Below are 17,792 nucleotides of genomic sequence, written 5' to 3' on the forward strand. Positions count from 1 at the left end.
ACGATTAAGACATGGCAACCGAAATTCTCATGCCCGCACTCTCGCCCACGATGGAAGAGGGCACATTGGCCAAATGGCTGGTCAAGGAAGGCGATACCGTTTCTTCCGGCGACATCATGGCCGAAATTGAAACCGACAAGGCGACAATGGAATTCGAAGCGGTCGATGAAGGCATCGTCGGCAAGATCCTGATCGCGGAAGGCACCGAAGGGGTCAAGGTTAACACCCCAATCGCGGTTCTGGTCGAGGAAGGCGAAGACGCCTCGGCCCTGCCCGCGGCTGCGCCTGCAGCCGCAGCGGTGGCCGAGGCCGCCCCAGCGGCGGTTGAGGCCCCCGCTCCATCCACGGCGGCGGCAGCACCAGTTGTTGATCTGTCACCCGATTGGCCTGCCGACGCCGAGATGAAATCTGAAACGGTCCGCGAAGCCCTGCGCGACGCCATGGCCGAAGAGATGCGCCGCGACGAAGATGTCTACCTGATGGGCGAAGAGGTCGCCGAATATCAGGGCGCTTACAAGATTTCCCAAGGCTTGCTGGACGAATTCGGGTCCAAGCGCGTGATCGACACCCCAATCACCGAACATGGCTTCGCCGGTATCGCGGTTGGCTCTGCCTTTGGCGGGTTGAAACCGATTGTCGAGTTCATGACTTTCAACTTCGCCATGCAGGCGATGGACCAGATCATCAACTCGGCCGCCAAGACGCTCTATATGTCCGGTGGTCAGATGGGCTGCCCCATCGTGTTCCGTGGCCCTAACGGTGCCGCTGCCCGCGTGGCCGCACAGCACTCTCAGGACTATGCCGCATGGTACATGCAGGTCCCCGGCCTGAAGGTAGTGATGCCCTATTCTGCAGCCGACGCCAAAGGCCTGCTGAAATCAGCGATCCGCGATCCCAACCCTGTGGTCTTCCTGGAAAACGAAATCCTCTATGGCCGCTCCTTCGATATGCCACAGGTCGATGACCTGGCCATCCCTTTGGGCAAAGCCCGTATCTGGCGCGAAGGCTCGGACGTGACCATCGTCAGCTTTGGCATCGGCATGCAGTTCGCATTGGAAGCAGCCGACAAGCTGGCCGAGGAAGGCATCAACGCCGAAGTGATCGACTTGCGCACCATCCGCCCCATGGATACCGGCGCGATCATCAACTCAGTGATGAAAACCAACCGCCTGGTGACCGTAGAAGAAGGCTGGCCGCAAGGTTCGGTCGGCAGCTACATCTCGTCCGTAGTAATGCAGGAGGCGTTCGACTACCTCGACGCGCCCATCATTAATTGCACCGGCAAGGATGTGCCAATGCCCTACGCCGCCAACCTTGAAAAGTTGGCTCTGATCACCACCGATGAGGTGATCGCCGCTGTCAAACAAGTGACTTACCGGTAAGGAGCGACAGATAGATGCCCACAGAAATTCTGATGCCCGCCCTGTCACCGACGATGGAAGAAGGCACGCTTGCCAAATGGCTGGTCAAGGAAGGCGATACCGTCTCGTCCGGTGACCTGCTGGCCGAGATCGAAACCGACAAGGCCACGATGGAGTTCGAAGCCGTCGACGAAGGCACCATCGGCAAGATCCTGATCCCCGAAGGCACCGAAGGGGTTAAGGTCAACACCGCCATCGCAGTTCTGCTGGAAGATGGCGAAAGCGCCGATGATATCGCGTCCACGCCCATCGCCGCACCTGCGGCTGCCCCCACAGCCGCCGCGGGCAACGAGGCCGCCGCGCCAGCGGTATCCGAGGCGCCCGCCCCTGCCCCAGCTGCTCCGGCCAAGGCGGATGGCGGTCGTATCTTTGCATCTCCGCTGGCCCGCCGGATTGCGGCACAAAAAGGTCTGGACCTGACGCAAATCGCAGGGTCCGGTCCGCATGGCCGCATCGTCAAGGCAGATGTCGAAAGCGCCACGGCTGCTCCGGCCACTGCTACCGCTTCGGCCCCTGCTACGGCACCCGCACCCGCTGCGGCACCGGCTGGTCCCTCGGCAGATGCCGTGGCCCGCATGTACGAAGGGCGAGAGTATGAAGAGGTCAAGCTGGACGGTATGCGCAAGACCATCGCCGCGCGCCTGTCCGAGGCCAAACAAACCATCCCGCATTTCTACTTGCGCCGCGACATCAAGCTCGACGCGCTGCTCAAGTTCCGCGGCCAGTTGAACAAACAGCTGGAAGGCCGAGGCATAAAGCTGAGTGTCAACGACTTCATCATCAAGGCCGTCGCCAACGCCCTGCAGCAAGTACCGCAATGCAATGCCGTCTGGGCGGAAGACCGAGTTCTGCAGCTGAAACCTTCGGATGTGGCCGTTGCGGTTGCTATTGAGGGGGGCCTGTTCACACCGGTTCTGCAGGATGCCGACACCAAATCCCTGTCGGCCCTGTCGACCGAGATGAAAGACCTTGCGGGTCGCGCCCGTGAACGCAAACTGGCACCGCACGAGTATCAGGGCGGCACATTTGCCATCTCGAACCTGGGTATGTTCGGCATCGACAATTTCGACGCCATTGTGAACCCGCCTCACGCCGGCATTCTGGCCGTGGGCTCGGGCGTCAAAAAACCGGTTGTCGGCGACGATGGCGAACTTACCGTTGCCACAGTCATGTCGGTCACCATGTCAGTGGATCACCGGGTCATTGATGGCGCGTTGGGTGCGGAATTGCTGCAAGCCATCGTCGATAACCTTGAAAACCCCATGGTTATGCTGGCGTAAAGCCTTTTGAACACAGGCCACGCCGGATCATTCCCTGGCGTGGCCTACCAAATCACTGCCATGTTGTGAGCAGTCGTGATCACTGCGATAGTTGTTCAGACACACGCAACAGACCACCTTGATTGCATTGATAGTTCTGATGCAAAGGTGCCCCATGACCCTCGTGAACTCGGCCAAGTGCTTTCTGGTGGTTTCATTGTTGGCGACGTCGCTGCCCGTTGCTGCGATCGCAAAACCCAACGGCTATCCGGGCGAGAACTCGACCTATAACCCGGATCCCGCCGAAGTCGCCAAGCGCAAAGCTGAGCGCGCCAAACGTATCGAGGCGCGCAAAAAGCGCCGCGAGGAAAAGCGGCTCGAGCGGTTGAACAGAAAGAAAAACCGCTCGAACTAAGGTTGAATTACTGGTCTTTGCCCAGCATATGATCCATCGAGATCGAGGGCTGATCGCACCCAGCCTCGCCGACGATCTTTGCGGGAATACCTGCCACGGTCTTGCAGGCAGGAACTTCTTGCAGCACCACAGAACCCGCTGCGATGCGGCTGCAATGGCCGACTACGATGTTGCCCAGAACCTTGGCCCCCGCCCCGATCAGCACACCGTTACCAATGGTCGGGTGGCGCTGCTCTTCTTCCTTACCTGTGCCACCCAGCGTTACGGAATGCAGCATCGAGACATTGTCACCAACAATAGCTGTTTCACCAATGACAATCGAATGGGCATGGTCGATCATGATGCCCTTTCCAATTTTCGCCGCCGGGTGAATGTCGATCCCGAAAATCTCGGACGAGCGCATCTGGAAGAAATACGCTAGATCGTGGCGCCCTTTTTTCCACAGCCAATGCGCCACGCGATAAGCCTGCATCGCCTGGTAGCCTTTGAAATAAAGGATCGGCTGCAACAATCGGTGGCATGCCGGATCACGTTCATAGACTGCCATCAGATCCGCACGGGCCGCTTCAAGCAGCGAAGCGTCATCCGCATAGGCTTCATCCACGATTTCACGCAGCACCATCATCGACATTTCGTTCGAACACAGCTTGGCCGACACCCGGTATGAGAGGGCCCGCTCAAGGCTTCGGTGGTGCAGGATGCAAGCGTGAACCAGACCACCCATCAATGGTTCGCTTTCGACCGCTGCATGAGCTTCGGTCGTGATACGATTCCAAACCGGGTCGACCGGAGTAACCTGACTGCGCTTTTCCAACATGGCTTTTGATCCTTTGCTGCGCCTAGAATGCCATTTAGTGGGAAAAACGCCAAACGCAAACCCGTGATCGGCAGAGTAACGAAAATGAATGAAACTGATTTGGCAGGCTATGAAGCGAAAATTCAGGAAAGATTGGCTGAACTTTCAGAACATTCCGCGGCGGAAAAGCAGGCTCAGGCCATTGTTGAGCTTGATCAGCAGGCCGTCGGCCGCCTTAGCAGAATGGATGCCCTGCAGAATCAGGCGATGGCCAAGGCACAACAGGCCAATCGGGATATCGAAACGCACCGGTTACAAGCCGCCCTGGACCGCATACATGACGGAGAATTCGGGTATTGCGAAGATTGCGGCGATGAGATTCCTGGCGGTCGATTGAATCTGAACCTTGCCGCCACGAAATGCGTCAGTTGTGCGTCCGGCTGATCTGAAACCGGATCAGATGCTGCAAAACCAGTTCGAAACAGCGACAATATTGCACATCATCAAATCCGGGTTCATCCGCCAGCCGCCTGTTTCGCGCTGCTGCCATCAAAGATCCATTCCCGAACAATGGATGAAGATTACCCGTCTGGCCGACATATTGGTCGGCCAGCGCAGCTTCTTGGATGAGACGTGTACAAAGGCGGTCGCGATCCTGCGGCAGCGCGGCCAGCAAGGCCCGCGCCGCCGCCGCGACATCTCCATGCAGGATAGGGCGCATTCAGTGGATCACCCGACTGTCACTTGGGCGAATAGTCCCGCTCCGTAGCTGGCTGAAACCTGTGCAATGTGGACTTCATAAGGCCCGTTGATCCCATCGTCTGCTTTCATTGCCGACGTGTAGGTCCAGTTTGGAACGCTCACGATCTGTTCCCGTACCAGGGTCCCGTTGGTTCGTATTTGCAGAAGGTAGGATTCGCTTTCCTCGGCCAGCGGAACCTCAATCCCCGCCCAATCGTCCCCATCCAGCCGGGTTCGACGTATCCACGACAATTGATCACCTGCGGCTGTTCCCATCGCCTTCAGATGCACCGGTGCGTATGGGCGCAACCCGTTGCCGTCGAACGCCTCGACAAGATGTACATAGGACGGGTCATCATACCCGCGCGTTGCCGGACCAATGCGGTAGTGCTTGCTCACGCGCCGCTCGGACCGCAACAAGCTGGTTTGGTAAACACGCTGATCCAACAGGACGAACATCGACCCATCGGGCCAGACATCGGGAATGATCGCATCCGTCCCAAGCTGACCGCGCAAGCGACCGGACAATGTATAGATGCCCGTTTCTTGCAGCGTAGCGTCGGCGAATTGGAACAGCTCCCAATTGCCGGGTGTTCCATCACCGATCGCGGCCAGATTGGCCCCGTTCAGCAACGCATCCCGAGGACGCGATTCCAGCAGGCCATCAACTAGATTGACGCGCAGCGGCATTCCTTCATCCCAGACACCGGCGCTTGCCCGTCTCAGCGGGGTTTCGGTAAATCCAATTACCGCTTGCCCCGAGATCACCTCTTGCAGCGCATAATCTTCGTCGCTGGCCGCTGAAAAGACTGCAACGCCACCGGGCCAAGGATTGGCCGACGTGGCAAGGTATGGGGCATGTGGGGCTTCGGACCCGGTCAGCAACGGCAAATCCAGGAACACAGGCAAAACAGGAACCGGTGCCACAAAGGGTTTGATCGACACTTGATCGTCAGGCAGATCAGATGGCGCATAGACGCCGGGTTCGATGCGCACTGCCTCGGCCAGTTGCAGATCGGCCTGCTCTAGCCGGTCGATGCGATAGCGTGAACTCTGCCCGTCTTTGGTCAGGCTCACGACGTCACCCGCCCCCAGATGCAACATCGACGGCGGCAATGCAAAGCGCGCTGTCTCGCGTGAGACCCGCGCCTCGCTTAGCCAGCGTTCAGCGGTTTGGCGGCCTTCGGCGCGTGTCAGCGATAGAGGCATCTCGTTCACGGCCACCGAATGCGTTCGAGTGTCCGGCAAGATGGCCTCTTCTGACACAACATCATGATCGGCGTCAGATTGTACAAAGCGCAACCGAACGCGGCCTGTCATTTCGGCCTCGGCTTCTCTGCGATATTCCACGCGGCCTTCGATATCAGAGCTGTCTGCCAGATCGTCTGTATCCAATCCGACCACCTTGCGACCGTCGCGCATCTGAAACAGCAGCACACCATCCCGTTCAATCGCATCAAACCCATAACGCAGCATCAAGGGCTGCAATGCCGCGCGCGCGCTGGAGACATCTTGAACCAGATAGCCCCGTACGACGCCCTCCAGACGCGACACGTCGATATCCGTTACTCCGGCTCCGTGGCAGATTTCAGTGACCACAGAGGCCAGAGTCCGCGTGCCTGACCGTCCATTCAACCAATGACCTCGGGGATAGTTCGCCCCGTCGCTCCACTGGCTTCGCAGGTTCGGAAACGTTGGAAACGGACGCGCATCCCATGCCCAGACATAGGCGTTCGCCATATCCACCATCCGACCATCATATTGATCCGAAAGCGGGTTGATTGCCGGATCAGACCAGTAGCCATACATCGCTTTCAAGTACTGGACCTGCATGAAATCATCGCGCCGACCGGAAGAGTATTTCGGCAGGCTGGATTCCGAGGATTTCGGGTCAAGAAACTTGTTCGGCTGATTGGTTCCTTTGTCGATGGCCGCGCAACCCAGTTCCGTAAACCAGATAGGTTTTGAGCCAGGCACCCAATCGGTCGGGTTCGATTGACGCACACCGCCAATGCGTTCGTGATGCCGGTTCGACCACCAATTGCGAAGGTCCTTGTAACGCCAAACCCATGCCTCATCATGCTCCTCATCCGTGATCGGCGTTCTTATCTGGGCTTCGGCCTCTTCCGGCGAGGCATAATACCAGTCATAGCCTTCTCCGCCTTCGATATTGCCTCGAAGGTAGTCGAGGTCATAGATCGCGTCCGTGCCGGCCTTCAGATCCACGTGATCCTCGCCATCCCGCCAATCCGACAGGGGCATGTAATTGTCGATGCCGACGAAATCGATGTTTTCATCTGCCCACAGTGGATCAAGGTGAAAATAACGGTCCCCGGTTCCATCGTTCGGCTGATAGCCGAAATACTCGCTCCAATCCGATGCGTACCCGATTTTTGTGCCTGGTCCCAAGATTTCGCGCACTTCGGCGGCCAAGGCTTGCATTTGGGAAACGGCGGGAAAGCCGGTCAGACCTTGGATTTGGGTCAGCCCGCGCATTTCGGAACCGATGCAAAAAGACTCTACCCCTCCAGCAGCTTTACACAATGCCGCATAATGCAGAATGAAGCGGCGCAAACCCCATTCCTGAGGGCCGCTATAGGTCACTTCGCCGTCGCCAACGGCAAAGTCACTGGCGCGTGCTTGTCCAAAGAACGCGGCCACCTGCGCGTCGGCCGTTGCCGTTTGATCCGGTGATCCTTGCCGACCGGGCGCGGTGCTAAGCGTGATGCGCCCCCGCCAAGGCAAATGCGGCTGGTTGGCTGCATCCGACCACGGGTCTGGCAAACCGTTGCCTTGCAATTGATCCATCAGGATAAACGGATAAAACATAACCCGTTTGCCAATACTTTTCATATGCCGGATTGCCTGAACTACGGATTGATCCGCAGGGGTTGCGCCATAGGCGGGGCGGTCATTTTCGTACCTGACAGCTTGGGCGGTCTGTCGGGTCACACCTGCCACGCTCCAGGGCATGTTCTTGCCTTCGATGTCTTTGCGCAAAACCTTGGGCTGAATTTGACATTGCCCGCACCGCAAGTCATCGCCAAACCACGACACGATCAAAGAGGCCGCCTCGCAGGAAGGCAACTCACGTTGCAGCGCCCGGGTCGAGGTCACCAGGTCCGGCCTCCCCGAGGCAGAGTTGACATTCGCCGCCCAGCTTTGCCCACGCCCTTTTGTGTAATTGATCTGTTCGCTGGCCAGCGCATATTCACCGGTGCCCGGCATCAGGGCAACGCCCCGGATGGTCTTGAACAGGGCATCCGGCGTATCCGGCAATCCCGGCTGTTCCTGACGTACGACTTCGAATGAAAATTGCGGCACCCTGTTTCCAAACGGCGCCAGTTGCAAACCTTCAATCACAACATAAGCCGTGCCACGATAGGCCGGAACGTTGCCCGCGCCCTCAATGGCTTCGATCAGAGGGTCCGGCAATTGATGGTCGTTCCCCCGATAGATACGCATGTTCAGGGTTGAGAGCTCCAGTTCCTCTCCATCAGCCCAAATGCGCGGGACGTCCGAAATTTGCCCCGCCCCTACCGCAATGGCCAGAGAAATCGAATAGCTGTAGCTGTGCGTGGTTGTTGTGACTTCGGGCGATTTCGGAGATCCCTTGCCACCTCCGCCACCCTGCGAGGTTGTGCTTGTGCTTTTGGTTTCCAGAAAATCCGACGCCCAGATAACTTGACCACCCACCCGCATACGCCCGAAAACCGTAGCGACCGGAGAACCCTCTCCGGATTCGGTCAGGCGGAAACGGTCCAAGCGCCCGGTTTCGACCACTTCGCTGCCGCCGCCCATGACCGACTGGCTCATTAACCGCTGGTCGATGACCCGGCCCAGCGTTGCCCCAATGGCGCGGCCGATCACCGCGGTCGACAGCCCGGCAACAGTGCCGCCAATCGCTCCGCCGACCGCGGCTCCTGCCGCAGACAGAATTATTGTAGCCATCACATATCCTCCAGCGGGAATTCAAAACAGGCGACCACCCGGCGGCGCCAGGGATCACTAAGCGTGTTTTCCACGACGCCATAGCCGGAATAGGCGTGAATAAACCGCAGCGCGGGTGCGGTTTCGCTGACGATACCAACATGCTTGGCAACACGCCCATCGCGCATACGGAACAACAAAACATCGCCCGCCTTCGCAGAACTGGGGTTCTTTTCAATCAGGTGACGGCGGGCCGCTGCCCACATGCGCTCTTCGCCCTGCGGCTCAGACCAGTCCATGCTATAGCTCGGCACCGTTTCGGGTTCGTGCCCCAGCAGCGCGCGCCACACACCACGCAAAAGGCCCAGACAATCCGTACCCACCCCTTTGACCGAAGCCTGATGCACGTAAGGCGTTCCCAACCAACCGCGCGCCTCGTCGACAATATCCTGCCTATGGCCGCTCATCGTCTGCTTCCCCCAGTGTTGGGATTGCCTTGCTTGGGCACCGCCATTACCCAGTCTTCACCGGGCAGGTCAGGAAACCCCTGAAAGTTGATGATGTTATTGAATTTTTTCCGGCAGGTGTGCATACTTTTGTTGCACCCTGCTGTCAGCTTTACCCGGTCCCCGACGGCCAGGCCGCCGCTGATCCCGGACCAAAGCGTAACATTGCGCCCACCCACGATCCGGTCGTCCTGTTTGATTGCGGCCCACAACCCGGTTGCCCGCCCGGACAAAACATCCAATCTGCCCCGCCTGAACCAGGCTTCATTCGGTGCTTCTGCCCCTTTCAATTGCAGGACAGTGCCGGCAATTAAAGCGACCACTTCAGCCTCGGCCTGATACTCTGGCGCGCCGAGATTGAACTTGCAATCACCGTCCCCCAGAACTGCCGTACAAGGTTTCTGGTAAACCCTGCCCATCGGTCGGTTGAGCAGGTCGGTCAAACCGCGCAATTCGGCGTGAAATGCACCACCTGCGCGGCGCATCTCACCGATCGAGCCTTTGAATTGCAGAAAACGCTGTTCAGGCTTGGCCCAGTTGACCAGCCACGCCCGGACCTGAGCATTGTCGAACCGACCGGCTTCGATGTCTTCTTCTGTGACCGCGGCATCGGACAAGGCCCCCATGGCCTCAGAGTTGTCGACGGACAGTCCGGTGGCTTGTTCGATAGCCGTGGCCGTCAGGCCCGTGCTGGCCTTGAAGGTCATCCCGTCAAAGCTCAGTACCATGTCATGATCGGTGAAACCGTATTCCTGCCCGTCCTCACGCCGGATCGCCCAGCATCGGCAGGTTGTGGTCAACCCTGTTTGCAGATGGGTCTGCAGCCCTTGCTTATCACCGCTCATCAGACACGTACCTCGACCACTGGAACGTTGGGTACGTCGCCCGCTTGAAAACTAGCGACACTGGTCTGAATCTTGTCGGTGTCAAAACGAACCGGGACGTCAAACTCAAACCCGGCGGTGACTTCCACCTCTTCAGGCGGCGGCGCTGTAAACGTGATCAGACCGCTGTTTAGATCCACTTCAAAATCTACGCCTTCGCGCATTTGATCCTGTTCTAAACCGATCCGCACGGTACCCAAAACCGGTTTGACGATTGGGCGGACATAGCTGAACCCGCCCGAGCTGTAGGTTTTGACCAGCTGAAACTCGGTGCTTGTACCGTCACCACGAGCAATGACCTGATCATCCATTGCCACGTCTGCGGTCGCAGCCCCGGATTTGTAATCCGACCAGTCTTTCCAGCGAAAACCGAACATCTGCCCCTGACGGGCTTCGAAAAACGAAACCAGCGTCTCGATATCGTCCAATGATCGCATCCCCAGCCCGGCGTCATAGCGGCGACGGGAATGCGTCCAAGGCGTGTTGCGTTCTTCGAACCCGTTGGCCAGCGTCACGATATCTGTGCGCCGCTCGGGGCCGCCGACCGAACCAAAGCTCAGGCTGGCGGGAAATCTTACCTCGTGGAAATTCATGAGCTGCTCCCTCGTGTTACCTGTTGCGATTGCCGCGACCCAAGGCGCGGCTCATCTGAGCGGCGATCTGACCCTGACTGCGTCTGAACCCCTGCACGTCCGGCGTTGTGATATTCATCACCACGTTCACTGCGCGCCCTCCGCCGGATGTCCGCACGCCCAACTTGCCATCTGGCCCGCGCGCCAGAGGCATGATCGCCTCGGGGCCGGCCTCGCCCATCAGTCCGGTGCCGCCCCGCATCGGAAATGTCGTTGGGCCGCTGACCACACCGCCATTGGCAAAAGGCATCACCCGGCCCTGCGAAAAGCTGCCGCCATTGGCAAAGGGCAAAATTCCCTGCACCAGACTACCAACCGTATTGGCCAGCATGCCGCCAAAGTGATCGGTCACAGGCTTGATCGCTGCCGAATAGGCCGTGCGTATCATCGAGTTCTTCAGCACATCCAGCGCATCCGACAGGTTCATGCCGTCCAGCACCACGCCGTCAAATGCCTTGCGCAAACCGCCGGACATGCCGCGCTCCAACGTGGCGACGTCCTTGCCGGTTTCTTCAAAGGCTGCGCTGATCCGCTTCATCTGATTGTCGAATGCCGCAGCCATCGACGCCGCATCCCCCAACGAGTCGCCCAGCGCCTCACCCCGTTCCTGCAGGTCATCCAACCCGTCACGATCCGTCATCACGCTCTCCTTGTTGCTTGTCCGGATAGGCCGCCAGCAAAGCGTCCAACCCCGCCCGGTTCATCGCTGGCATCCCGGCCCCTTGCCCCAACACAAGCCGCAATTCAGCCGGTGTCAGACGCCAGAACTGATCCGGCGTCAGGCGCAGGCCGACGAAACCGGCCCGCATAAGAACGGGCCAGTCGAACCCGCTCATGCGCCCCCCGGAACCATGAAGGCCCGTGCCAGCAGTTCAGCCGCAGCTTTGGCGCCAGCCATCGGTCCGCCATCGATCTCGGCCCGCAGCAGATCCGATCGGGCGACATCGGCGCCCCCGCCTCGCAGCCCGGCCACGATCAATGCCAGCACATCACCGCTGGAATAGGCCCCACCTTCGAAGCGCTGCACCAGTTCCACCAAAGACCCGGTGCCCAACTGTTGTTCCAATTCCGCCAAAGCACCCAGCGTCAGCTTGAGCACCCGCCGCTCTCCATCGATGGTCAATGCCACCTCGCCCGTCCACGGATTGGCCATAGGATTACAGTGCCGTGAAGGCCAAAGCGCCGGCGCTGGCCAGGCTCATCTCATAAGTCGCCTCGCCATTGTGCGACCCCGCATATTCGATGCCGGTGACTTGAAACGCGCCTTCAACGATGCCGAAATCGGGAATGATCACCTGAAAGTTCGGTGTCTCACCGTCAAAAAACAGCTGTCGTGCGCGTTCGTCGGTGCCTGCATCCTTGAATACGCCCGAACCCGAGATCGCAGCGGACTTCACCCCTGCCCCCGACAACAGCTCGCGCCAACCACCCTGACTTTCCAGGCTGGTGACATCCACACTTTCTGCGTTGAAACTGACCCGCGTGGCGCGCAGCCCCGCGATGGTCTCGAACAGGCCCGAGCCGTTCATATCCACTTTGACCAACAGGTCTTTTCCGTTCTGGGCAGCCATATGCTCTCTCCGTTGATTGCTTAGTCGTCTTCCACGCGGGCGCGGAACCTCAGGTCGATCTGGCGGATGGCACCGCCGGTTCCCGTACGGCGGGCCGAGGCGCGTTCGAACCACAGCCCCACCAGTCGCCCGCGATCCAGGGTCAGTGCTGCACCCTCAAGCGCATCGCACACCGCCCCCGCAAGGGCCTTGGCAGCGCCAAACCCGGCGGCCTCGGACATCACCGACACCGTGAACCGATGCAGGGCACCAGCGCCCGATCGGTCCGAGGCATCCCGCACCTCTTCCGGGCCCAGCGTCACATAAGTCTGGGGCACCGCCCCTGCCGGCACCGCGTCATAGATCGCGCCGCCCGACAGCGTGCTGACCTGCGTATCGCCTGAAAGCTGCTGATACACCGCCGCCTGCAAAGCCGCTGAAACGCCATAGCTCATGCCGCCACCTCTTCGTCCGCGAAACAGGTCAAGTACTGGCCACGCGGGTCACGCTCGGCGACCGCGCGAATAACAAAACGCCGTATGCCTTCGGCAAAACGCTGGTCCGGCGACGGGCGCATCAATGACCCCTCGGGCGCACCCCGCACAACGATGCGGTAACTCACGCGCGAAACTGGCACCCCGGCCACCTGACGCTCGGACCCGCTGCGTGCAGTGACTTCAGCCCAAACCGTACCCAACGAGGCCCATGTTTCGATGTACCCACCTGCGCCGTCGGCAGTTCGGATTGGCGCTTCGAGAACCAGCTTTCGGTTCAATCGCGGCGCCTTCATTGCGTCACCCCTGCGCCAAAGCGCACGACGCGATAGCGTTGGATCAGGCTGGTTACGCCAAAGGGCATACAACCAGCACCCAAAGCAGTCTCGTCGCGGTATTCGTAGTAATGCGCGGCCAGCAACAAAACTGCCTGACCCAGATCAGCAGGTAGCCCACCCCAATCTGCCGACATCCCTGCAGCAAAGGTGATTTTCACCGAGCCGCCTGTCGCAATGCTCGGCAACATTGCGCCCTTTGGGCGCAGCCTGGGGCGCTGGCTGTCCTGTTCCAGCCGATAGGCATCGGGCGCGATTGTGCTTTCCAAACCCGCCGCATCGCGGATTGTCACCGCGCCCATAGTCACCACCGGGGTTACCGGCAGCACCTCGACTGCAGCATCGCGCCATTCGCTCAGGCTCCAAGAAAATTCGCGTTCAATCAGCACCTTGCCGGTGCGCGCCTCAATCGCAGCGATCGCCGCCCGCAGGAAACCGTTCAGCACCTCGTTCTGCACACTGCCCTCGGCAAAGCCCGTGCCCAGACGCAGATGCGCCTTGAACTGATCTACCGGCAATGCCGCATCCGCGATGGCGGTTTCTTCGATCAACATCATCCATTCACTCCGCAATCTCGGCCCCCTCCGGGGGTCGTCACTTCAGGAAATTGGCAGGCACGCGCCGCCCCACGTTGCTCGGACGGAGGGGAGCAGCTAGACAACGCAGAGGATCCCACCCCGGCCCGTACCCGCCGCCCGAGAGGCCGGTTACCCAGCCCCCCGGATCCGCCACCGCTTAGGCAGTGCCGAATTTCACCAGTTTGATTGCGGCAAAGTCGCTCACGTCGCCGCCGACGCGTTTGGTCGCATAGAACAGGACGTGTGGTTTGGCGCTGAACGGGTCGCGCAGAACGCGCAGATCGGGGCGTTCGGCGATGGTGTATCCTGCCTGGAAATCACCAAAAGCGATCGAGAAACTGTCAGAGGCTGCATCCGGCATGTCCTCGGCAATCAGCACCGGATAACCCATCAGGCGCGCGGGCTCACCGGCGGCCAGTCCGTCAGACCACAGGAAGCGACCATCACTGTCTTTCAACTTACGGATCAGGCCGGCAGTTTTGGAATTCATCACGAAAGTACCATTGACCCGGTACTGCGCGCCCAGCGCATAGACAACATCAACAATGGCATCCGCCTCAACACCGCCATCAATGCCGGTCGGAACGTAGCCGATATTGCCCCAATCCCAGACGTCATTGTCGACTTTGGCGTGATCCAAAATGCCCTTCGGCTTGTCGGCACCATCGCCACTGATAAACGCCGACGCCTCGGCGCGGGCAAACTTGTCAGCGATACGACCGGCCAGCCAACCTTCGACGTCAAAGGCGCTGTCATCCAACAGGCGCTGCGAGGCCTTGGGCAGCGCGCTCAACTCGTGCAGCGCGATTGAGATGCGGTCAATCGATGGAGTCGCAGTCTCGGTCGCGTTCGAGGCCTCATCCGCCCATCCCGCACCCACATCGGTGTGGTCGATCAGCACATCGAACGAGTTCGCTTCGACATTCACAACCGAGGCGATCGAACGGATCGAGGCGGTGGATTTCAGCACCGATTTGATGATCTCGGCGGTTTGCGGATCAACTAGGTAACCGCCATCGCTGTTGACCGCACTGGTCAGCGACTTGGCCTCCATATCCAGCCCACGCAGGCCGTCATCGTCACCCGAACGCACATAAGCGTCAAAAGCCTTTTGGTGCGGTGCGCCTTCGGTTATCGAGGCAGCAAGATGCGGGCGTGCCGCGATGGTTGATTTACGATCCAGCATAGTCAGTCGCTCTTCTGTCTGTTGCAGTTTGGTTTTCACTTCAGCCTTCAGGCCCTTGAATTCATCCACGAAGCCAGCCATCGCCTGCTTCACCTCCTGAACCAGGGGCGCACCCTCTCCGGTCAAGGCCGGGGTCTCGGTCTTGCTCATCAGCACTTCCATTCTTGGGTGAGTTTGAGGCGCGCTAGGGTCGCGCCAGCTCCTGCCGGGCGTCGTTGAACACCTCGGCAATACTGTGCAGGGTTTCTTCGGCATCCAGGGTCGTCCCCTTTGCCGCCACCCGCGCACTGGGCAGCATCGGGAAAGTCACAAGCGACACCTCCCACAGCTCCAGTTCCGTCAGGACCCGCTGGCCCTTGTCATTCTTAACGGCTCGCTGAGTGCGATAGCCAATCGACAGGCCGTCCATGGCACCCGCTCGGATTAGCTCTGCCGCCTCGCGACCCTTTTGTGTGCTTTCCAGCAGACGACCCTTGACCCACAGGCCCTTATCGTCTTCGCGCACTTCGTCCCAAACGCCGATTGGTTGCGCCGGGTCGTGCTGCCACAGCATCTTAACCCGCTGACCAGCCTTCACCAGCCCATCCAGTGATGCACGATAGGCGCCTTTTTGCACCACATCACGGCCCTGATCGACCTGACCGAACAGACTGGCATAGCCTTCGATCACTGCATCCTTGGACACAGACAGCCCATCGCCGAACCGCGCAAACTTATGCTCCAAATCCATGAACAACTCCTCGTAAGCCCCTGAACTCATGGTGTTACCGACAAAAACGACTGAAACGCCTGTGCCAGGATCACTGCGGCCACACCGTAGACCGTCAGCCACAACCGGCGCTCTAACCGCTCCATCATTTCTTCGATCTGATCCAACCGTTTGCACAGGTGCGCATGCTGAATCTCGGCCACCCGTTCATGCGCAGCCAGACGCAAGCCCGGCGCGCAATCGAATGGCGGATACCCTTCAGCCATCCGCATCCTCCGCCAGAGCCGGCAACCCCAGCAAAGACCGCTTCTCGGCATCTGTCAGGAAATCGGCACGGCTGACGCGGGTCCACTGCGCATCACGTTCGGTAGCCAACGCGGGCACCTGATCCAGATCGGGTTTCAGCATCAAATCCTCGCCAGAAAAGCCCGAGAGCCACTCTGACACTGCCGCCGCCACCCGCGTCACCAGGGGCAGAACGGTCAGGCGATAAAACGCCCGGTTGGCCTCCTGATAGTTCGAATAGGTCGCGTCGCCCTGAATTCCCAGCAACATTGGCGGGACCCCAAAGGCCAGCGCGATCTCGCGGGCAGCGGCTTCCTTGGTCTTTTGAAACTCCATATCGGACGGAGAGAACCCCATCGGCTTCCAATCCAGCCCCCCTTCCAGAACCATCGGTCGCCCGGCATTCCGCGCCCCGCGATAGTTCTGCTCGATCTCGTCGGACAGGCGGCGGAACTGATCTTCGGCCATCACCCCATGGCCATCGCCTTTCCACACCAGCGCCCCCGAAGGCCGCGCCGCATTGTCCAACAACGATTTCGACCACCGAGACGCGCTGTTATGCACATCAATCGCCATAGCCGCCGCCTGCATCGGCGAAAATCCATAGTGGTCATCCTGCGGGTGAAAGGACTTTATGTGACAGATGACTTCAGCCGCAAAACGATGCGTCTTGCCACCGACGCTATAGTCATACGCCTTGGGCCAGCCATCCGCGCCCGGCACCACGCTCATCCGGTCCGAGCGCAGCACATGTAGTTCAACCGGCAGCCCGTCTTCGGCCTGTACCGCCTCGATATAGGCGTTGCCGGACAGAAGTAGCTGACCGAACACGGTCTCCATCAACTCGGCCCGCCCCTGCGCTGCGTTCGGACGACGCATGAGGGTCAACATCGGATGCGTCTCATAGCGCTGTTCACGGTCCTGCAACACCAGTGGTAATGCCGCCGCCGCCTCGGCAATCAACTTAACCGAGCGAAACCCCACCGGGTTCCCCGAAAACCCCGTCCGCGTCAGCGATACCGCGTCCCGCGGGCTCCACGCCACGCGCCCGCCCGTCTGCCACGCCACCACAGGCCCCGCCGCGCTCGCCTTCGCCTCGGGCGCCTCGCCAGCCGATCCACGACGCAAGAAATCGAATACCATCTGTGCTCCTTTCTGCCGCCGCACTGCCCGGCTTGTTGAAAGGAGTTATGACGGAAAGAAGTTTAGGGCTTGGGAACAGGGCGTACGGGGGGTGGGCAACAGGTTGGGGTCTCGAATTGCTTGTCCAAGAGCCAGTTAGATACGCAATCACAGTATTTTCACGCACTGGCAAAGAACATTTTTTTAATGTTCGGGTACCTGCCCGAAATGATGCCGGGAGCTTATATCTACTTGATTTTAATGGCACATTGCATCTTTGAAAACCCGATATACTCGAATGCGTCTTCGTCGTAGTTTTCTAAAACGCTTTGTATTCATAGTTCTTCCACCCAGATAACCGTGGAATTCGTCAAAGAGAATAATAGTCCCTGGCACACAAATTTGACGTGTTTTTCTAAGTACAAAAGCGGTAGGAGGGTAAACATCCATATCAATATGCAGGAAAGCTACTTTTTTCGCGTGTCTACGTAGAAATGCCTCCAAAGTGTCTTCACCCAACCGACAACAAGTTCTGCATTATCTGGAACACGCGGTGTTTTGCCGCGCAAGTTGAAGGCCCCACTTGGGTAATTTATGTTACTCCAGTGGTCGCGAAGCCCTTCAAAAGCATCGAAACCATAGATTGTTTGATTTGACTGCCCAGCTTTCATTCTCTCAGCGAAAACTTTTAGAGTTCGTCCTCGAAAAACACCAAACTCCATAAACAGCTCATCCCTCAGGGGACCAGAAACGGCTTTGTCAATCACATAGCGCCGGAGTTCTGGTGCATCCCAAAAAGCGCCGCTCCATCGATACGCTCTCTAACGAATTCCAGACTTTCTTCCACGGCCTCTTCATGAAGTCTTCGGATGACTGATATTTCATTGTCGCGATCATTAAAGTGATAACCGATACTTTTCAGAACTTGGATTATTTTTTGGCGCACAAC

The 17,792-nt window shown here is 59.0% G+C and carries 21 protein-coding genes; 4 read left to right on the forward strand and 17 right to left on the reverse strand.

Annotated elements, in window-relative coordinates:
- Nucleotides 1-11 precede the first annotated feature (11 nt).
- The 3 genes from ACR3EP_RS06960 to ACR3EP_RS06970 all read left to right on the forward strand — a co-directional run bounded on the left by ACR3EP_RS06960 (nucleotide 12) and on the right by ACR3EP_RS06970 (nucleotide 3,095).
- Nucleotides 12-1,382: a pyruvate dehydrogenase complex E1 component subunit beta gene (locus tag ACR3EP_RS06960; RefSeq protein WP_480636995.1), complete on the forward strand. Its 1,371-nt coding sequence runs from the start codon at nucleotides 12-14 to the stop codon at nucleotides 1,380-1,382.
- A gap of 14 nt (nucleotides 1,383-1,396) precedes the next feature.
- On the forward strand, nucleotides 1,397-2,701 hold the full coding sequence (locus ACR3EP_RS06965; protein ID WP_480636997.1) for a pyruvate dehydrogenase complex dihydrolipoamide acetyltransferase: 1,305 nt from the start codon (nucleotides 1,397-1,399) through the stop codon (nucleotides 2,699-2,701).
- A 154-nt stretch (nucleotides 2,702-2,855) separates the two neighbouring features.
- Complete coding sequence (locus ACR3EP_RS06970; RefSeq protein WP_170349047.1) at nucleotides 2,856-3,095, forward strand: hypothetical protein; 240 nt, start codon at nucleotides 2,856-2,858, stop codon at nucleotides 3,093-3,095.
- A 7-nt stretch (nucleotides 3,096-3,102) separates the two neighbouring features.
- On the opposite strand, the gene cysE is transcribed toward ACR3EP_RS06970, so the two are convergent.
- Nucleotides 3,103-3,912, reverse strand: coding sequence for a serine O-acetyltransferase (cysE, locus tag ACR3EP_RS06975; protein ID WP_170358963.1), 810 nt, complete (start codon nucleotides 3,910-3,912; stop codon nucleotides 3,103-3,105).
- Nucleotides 3,913-3,996: 84 nt separating this feature from the next.
- Between cysE and ACR3EP_RS06980 the strand changes: the two genes are divergently transcribed.
- A complete protein-coding gene (locus ACR3EP_RS06980; RefSeq protein WP_480636999.1) occupies nucleotides 3,997-4,335 on the forward strand; it encodes a TraR/DksA family transcriptional regulator in 339 nt (112 codons plus the stop codon).
- Here the strand turns inward: ACR3EP_RS06980 and ACR3EP_RS06985 are convergent.
- The 16 genes from ACR3EP_RS06985 to ACR3EP_RS07060 all read right to left on the reverse strand — a co-directional run bounded on the left by ACR3EP_RS06985 (nucleotide 4,316) and on the right by ACR3EP_RS07060 (nucleotide 16,864).
- Nucleotides 4,316-4,612: a DUF7742 family protein gene (locus ACR3EP_RS06985; RefSeq protein ID WP_170349050.1), complete on the reverse strand. Its 297-nt coding sequence runs from the start codon at nucleotides 4,610-4,612 to the stop codon at nucleotides 4,316-4,318. The genes ACR3EP_RS06980 and ACR3EP_RS06985 overlap by 20 nt on opposite strands.
- An 8-nt stretch (nucleotides 4,613-4,620) precedes the next feature.
- Nucleotides 4,621-8,583 (reverse strand): baseplate multidomain protein megatron, encoded by a 3,963-nt coding sequence (locus ACR3EP_RS06990; protein WP_480637001.1) that lies wholly within the window; start codon nucleotides 8,581-8,583, stop codon nucleotides 4,621-4,623.
- On the reverse strand, nucleotides 8,583-9,029 hold the full coding sequence (locus ACR3EP_RS06995) for an NlpC/P60 family protein (protein WP_480637003.1): 447 nt from the start codon (nucleotides 9,027-9,029) through the stop codon (nucleotides 8,583-8,585). Before ACR3EP_RS06995 ends, ACR3EP_RS06990 begins: the two co-directional genes overlap by 1 nt.
- Nucleotides 9,026-9,913 carry a DUF2163 domain-containing protein gene (locus ACR3EP_RS07000; protein ID WP_480637005.1) on the reverse strand — a complete coding sequence of 296 codons (888 nt, stop codon included), beginning with the start codon at nucleotides 9,911-9,913 and terminating at the stop codon, nucleotides 9,026-9,028. Before ACR3EP_RS07000 ends, ACR3EP_RS06995 begins: the two co-directional genes overlap by 4 nt.
- Entirely contained in the window at nucleotides 9,913-10,545 is a 633-nt protein-coding gene (locus ACR3EP_RS07005) for a phage distal tail protein, Rcc01695 family (protein WP_480637006.1), read from the reverse strand. Before ACR3EP_RS07005 ends, ACR3EP_RS07000 begins: the two co-directional genes overlap by 1 nt.
- A 16-nt stretch (nucleotides 10,546-10,561) precedes the next feature.
- Nucleotides 10,562-11,224 carry a phage tail tape measure protein gene (locus ACR3EP_RS07010; RefSeq protein WP_480637008.1) on the reverse strand — a complete coding sequence of 221 codons (663 nt, stop codon included), beginning with the start codon at nucleotides 11,222-11,224 and terminating at the stop codon, nucleotides 10,562-10,564.
- Nucleotides 11,211-11,420 (reverse strand): rcc01693 family protein, encoded by a 210-nt coding sequence (locus ACR3EP_RS07015; RefSeq protein ID WP_480637009.1) that lies wholly within the window; start codon nucleotides 11,418-11,420, stop codon nucleotides 11,211-11,213. Before ACR3EP_RS07015 ends, ACR3EP_RS07010 begins: the two co-directional genes overlap by 14 nt.
- Complete coding sequence (locus ACR3EP_RS07020) at nucleotides 11,417-11,737, reverse strand: gene transfer agent family protein (protein ID WP_480637010.1); 321 nt, start codon at nucleotides 11,735-11,737, stop codon at nucleotides 11,417-11,419. Before ACR3EP_RS07020 ends, ACR3EP_RS07015 begins: the two co-directional genes overlap by 4 nt.
- 4 nt (nucleotides 11,738-11,741) lie before the next feature.
- Nucleotides 11,742-12,155 (reverse strand): phage major tail protein, TP901-1 family, encoded by a 414-nt coding sequence (locus ACR3EP_RS07025; RefSeq protein WP_058280596.1) that lies wholly within the window; start codon nucleotides 12,153-12,155, stop codon nucleotides 11,742-11,744.
- Between the two features lie 20 nt (nucleotides 12,156-12,175).
- Entirely contained in the window at nucleotides 12,176-12,589 is a 414-nt protein-coding gene (locus ACR3EP_RS07030) for a DUF3168 domain-containing protein (RefSeq protein ID WP_425080451.1), read from the reverse strand.
- On the reverse strand, nucleotides 12,586-12,924 hold the full coding sequence (locus ACR3EP_RS07035; RefSeq protein ID WP_480637012.1) for a phage head closure protein: 339 nt from the start codon (nucleotides 12,922-12,924) through the stop codon (nucleotides 12,586-12,588). The genes ACR3EP_RS07030 and ACR3EP_RS07035 overlap by 4 nt, the downstream gene beginning before the upstream one ends.
- Nucleotides 12,921-13,520, reverse strand: coding sequence for a head-tail connector protein (locus tag ACR3EP_RS07040; protein WP_480637013.1), 600 nt, complete (start codon nucleotides 13,518-13,520; stop codon nucleotides 12,921-12,923). Before ACR3EP_RS07040 ends, ACR3EP_RS07035 begins: the two co-directional genes overlap by 4 nt.
- 178 nt (nucleotides 13,521-13,698) lie before the next feature.
- Nucleotides 13,699-14,877 (reverse strand): phage major capsid protein, encoded by a 1,179-nt coding sequence (locus ACR3EP_RS07045; protein ID WP_480637015.1) that lies wholly within the window; start codon nucleotides 14,875-14,877, stop codon nucleotides 13,699-13,701.
- A gap of 34 nt (nucleotides 14,878-14,911) precedes the next feature.
- Nucleotides 14,912-15,457, reverse strand: coding sequence for an HK97 family phage prohead protease (locus ACR3EP_RS07050; protein WP_480637016.1), 546 nt, complete (start codon nucleotides 15,455-15,457; stop codon nucleotides 14,912-14,914).
- A gap of 26 nt (nucleotides 15,458-15,483) precedes the next feature.
- On the reverse strand, nucleotides 15,484-15,702 hold the full coding sequence (locus ACR3EP_RS07055) for a GTA head formation protein, RCAP_rcc01685 family (protein ID WP_058280601.1): 219 nt from the start codon (nucleotides 15,700-15,702) through the stop codon (nucleotides 15,484-15,486).
- Nucleotides 15,695-16,864: a phage portal protein gene (locus ACR3EP_RS07060; RefSeq protein ID WP_480637018.1), complete on the reverse strand. Its 1,170-nt coding sequence runs from the start codon at nucleotides 16,862-16,864 to the stop codon at nucleotides 15,695-15,697. Before ACR3EP_RS07060 ends, ACR3EP_RS07055 begins: the two co-directional genes overlap by 8 nt.
- Nucleotides 16,865-17,792 lie beyond the last annotated feature (928 nt).

Source organism: Ruegeria sp. BB10, from assembly GCF_056535725.1.

Coding starts and splice junctions, on each gene's coding strand:
- ACR3EP_RS06960 (WP_480636995.1), top strand. CDS start 12: ATGGCAACCGAAATTCTCATGCCCGCACTCTCGCCCACGATGGAAGAG.
- ACR3EP_RS06965 (WP_480636997.1), top strand. CDS start 1,397: ATGCCCACAGAAATTCTGATGCCCGCCCTGTCACCGACGATGGAAGAA.
- ACR3EP_RS06970 (WP_170349047.1), top strand. CDS start 2,856: ATGACCCTCGTGAACTCGGCCAAGTGCTTTCTGGTGGTTTCATTGTTG.
- cysE (WP_170358963.1), bottom strand. CDS start 3,912: ATGTTGGAAAAGCGCAGTCAGGTTACTCCGGTCGACCCGGTTTGGAAT.
- ACR3EP_RS06980 (WP_480636999.1), top strand. CDS start 3,997: ATGAATGAAACTGATTTGGCAGGCTATGAAGCGAAAATTCAGGAAAGA.
- ACR3EP_RS06985 (WP_170349050.1), bottom strand. CDS start 4,612: ATGCGCCCTATCCTGCATGGAGATGTCGCGGCGGCGGCGCGGGCCTTG.
- ACR3EP_RS06990 (WP_480637001.1), bottom strand. CDS start 8,583: ATGGCTACAATAATTCTGTCTGCGGCAGGAGCCGCGGTCGGCGGAGCG.
- ACR3EP_RS06995 (WP_480637003.1), bottom strand. CDS start 9,029: ATGAGCGGCCATAGGCAGGATATTGTCGACGAGGCGCGCGGTTGGTTG.
- ACR3EP_RS07000 (WP_480637005.1), bottom strand. CDS start 9,913: ATGAGCGGTGATAAGCAAGGGCTGCAGACCCATCTGCAAACAGGGTTG.
- ACR3EP_RS07005 (WP_480637006.1), bottom strand. CDS start 10,545: ATGAATTTCCACGAGGTAAGATTTCCCGCCAGCCTGAGCTTTGGTTCG.
- ACR3EP_RS07010 (WP_480637008.1), bottom strand. CDS start 11,224: ATGACGGATCGTGACGGGTTGGATGACCTGCAGGAACGGGGTGAGGCG.
- ACR3EP_RS07015 (WP_480637009.1), bottom strand. CDS start 11,420: ATGAGCGGGTTCGACTGGCCCGTTCTTATGCGGGCCGGTTTCGTCGGC.
- ACR3EP_RS07020 (WP_480637010.1), bottom strand. CDS start 11,737: ATGGCCAATCCGTGGACGGGCGAGGTGGCATTGACCATCGATGGAGAG.
- ACR3EP_RS07025 (WP_058280596.1), bottom strand. CDS start 12,155: ATGGCTGCCCAGAACGGAAAAGACCTGTTGGTCAAAGTGGATATGAAC.
- ACR3EP_RS07030 (WP_425080451.1), bottom strand. CDS start 12,589: ATGAGCTATGGCGTTTCAGCGGCTTTGCAGGCGGCGGTGTATCAGCAG.
- ACR3EP_RS07035 (WP_480637012.1), bottom strand. CDS start 12,924: ATGAAGGCGCCGCGATTGAACCGAAAGCTGGTTCTCGAAGCGCCAATC.
- ACR3EP_RS07040 (WP_480637013.1), bottom strand. CDS start 13,520: ATGATGTTGATCGAAGAAACCGCCATCGCGGATGCGGCATTGCCGGTA.
- ACR3EP_RS07045 (WP_480637015.1), bottom strand. CDS start 14,877: ATGAGCAAGACCGAGACCCCGGCCTTGACCGGAGAGGGTGCGCCCCTG.
- ACR3EP_RS07050 (WP_480637016.1), bottom strand. CDS start 15,457: ATGGATTTGGAGCATAAGTTTGCGCGGTTCGGCGATGGGCTGTCTGTG.
- ACR3EP_RS07055 (WP_058280601.1), bottom strand. CDS start 15,702: ATGGCTGAAGGGTATCCGCCATTCGATTGCGCGCCGGGCTTGCGTCTG.
- ACR3EP_RS07060 (WP_480637018.1), bottom strand. CDS start 16,864: ATGGTATTCGATTTCTTGCGTCGTGGATCGGCTGGCGAGGCGCCCGAG.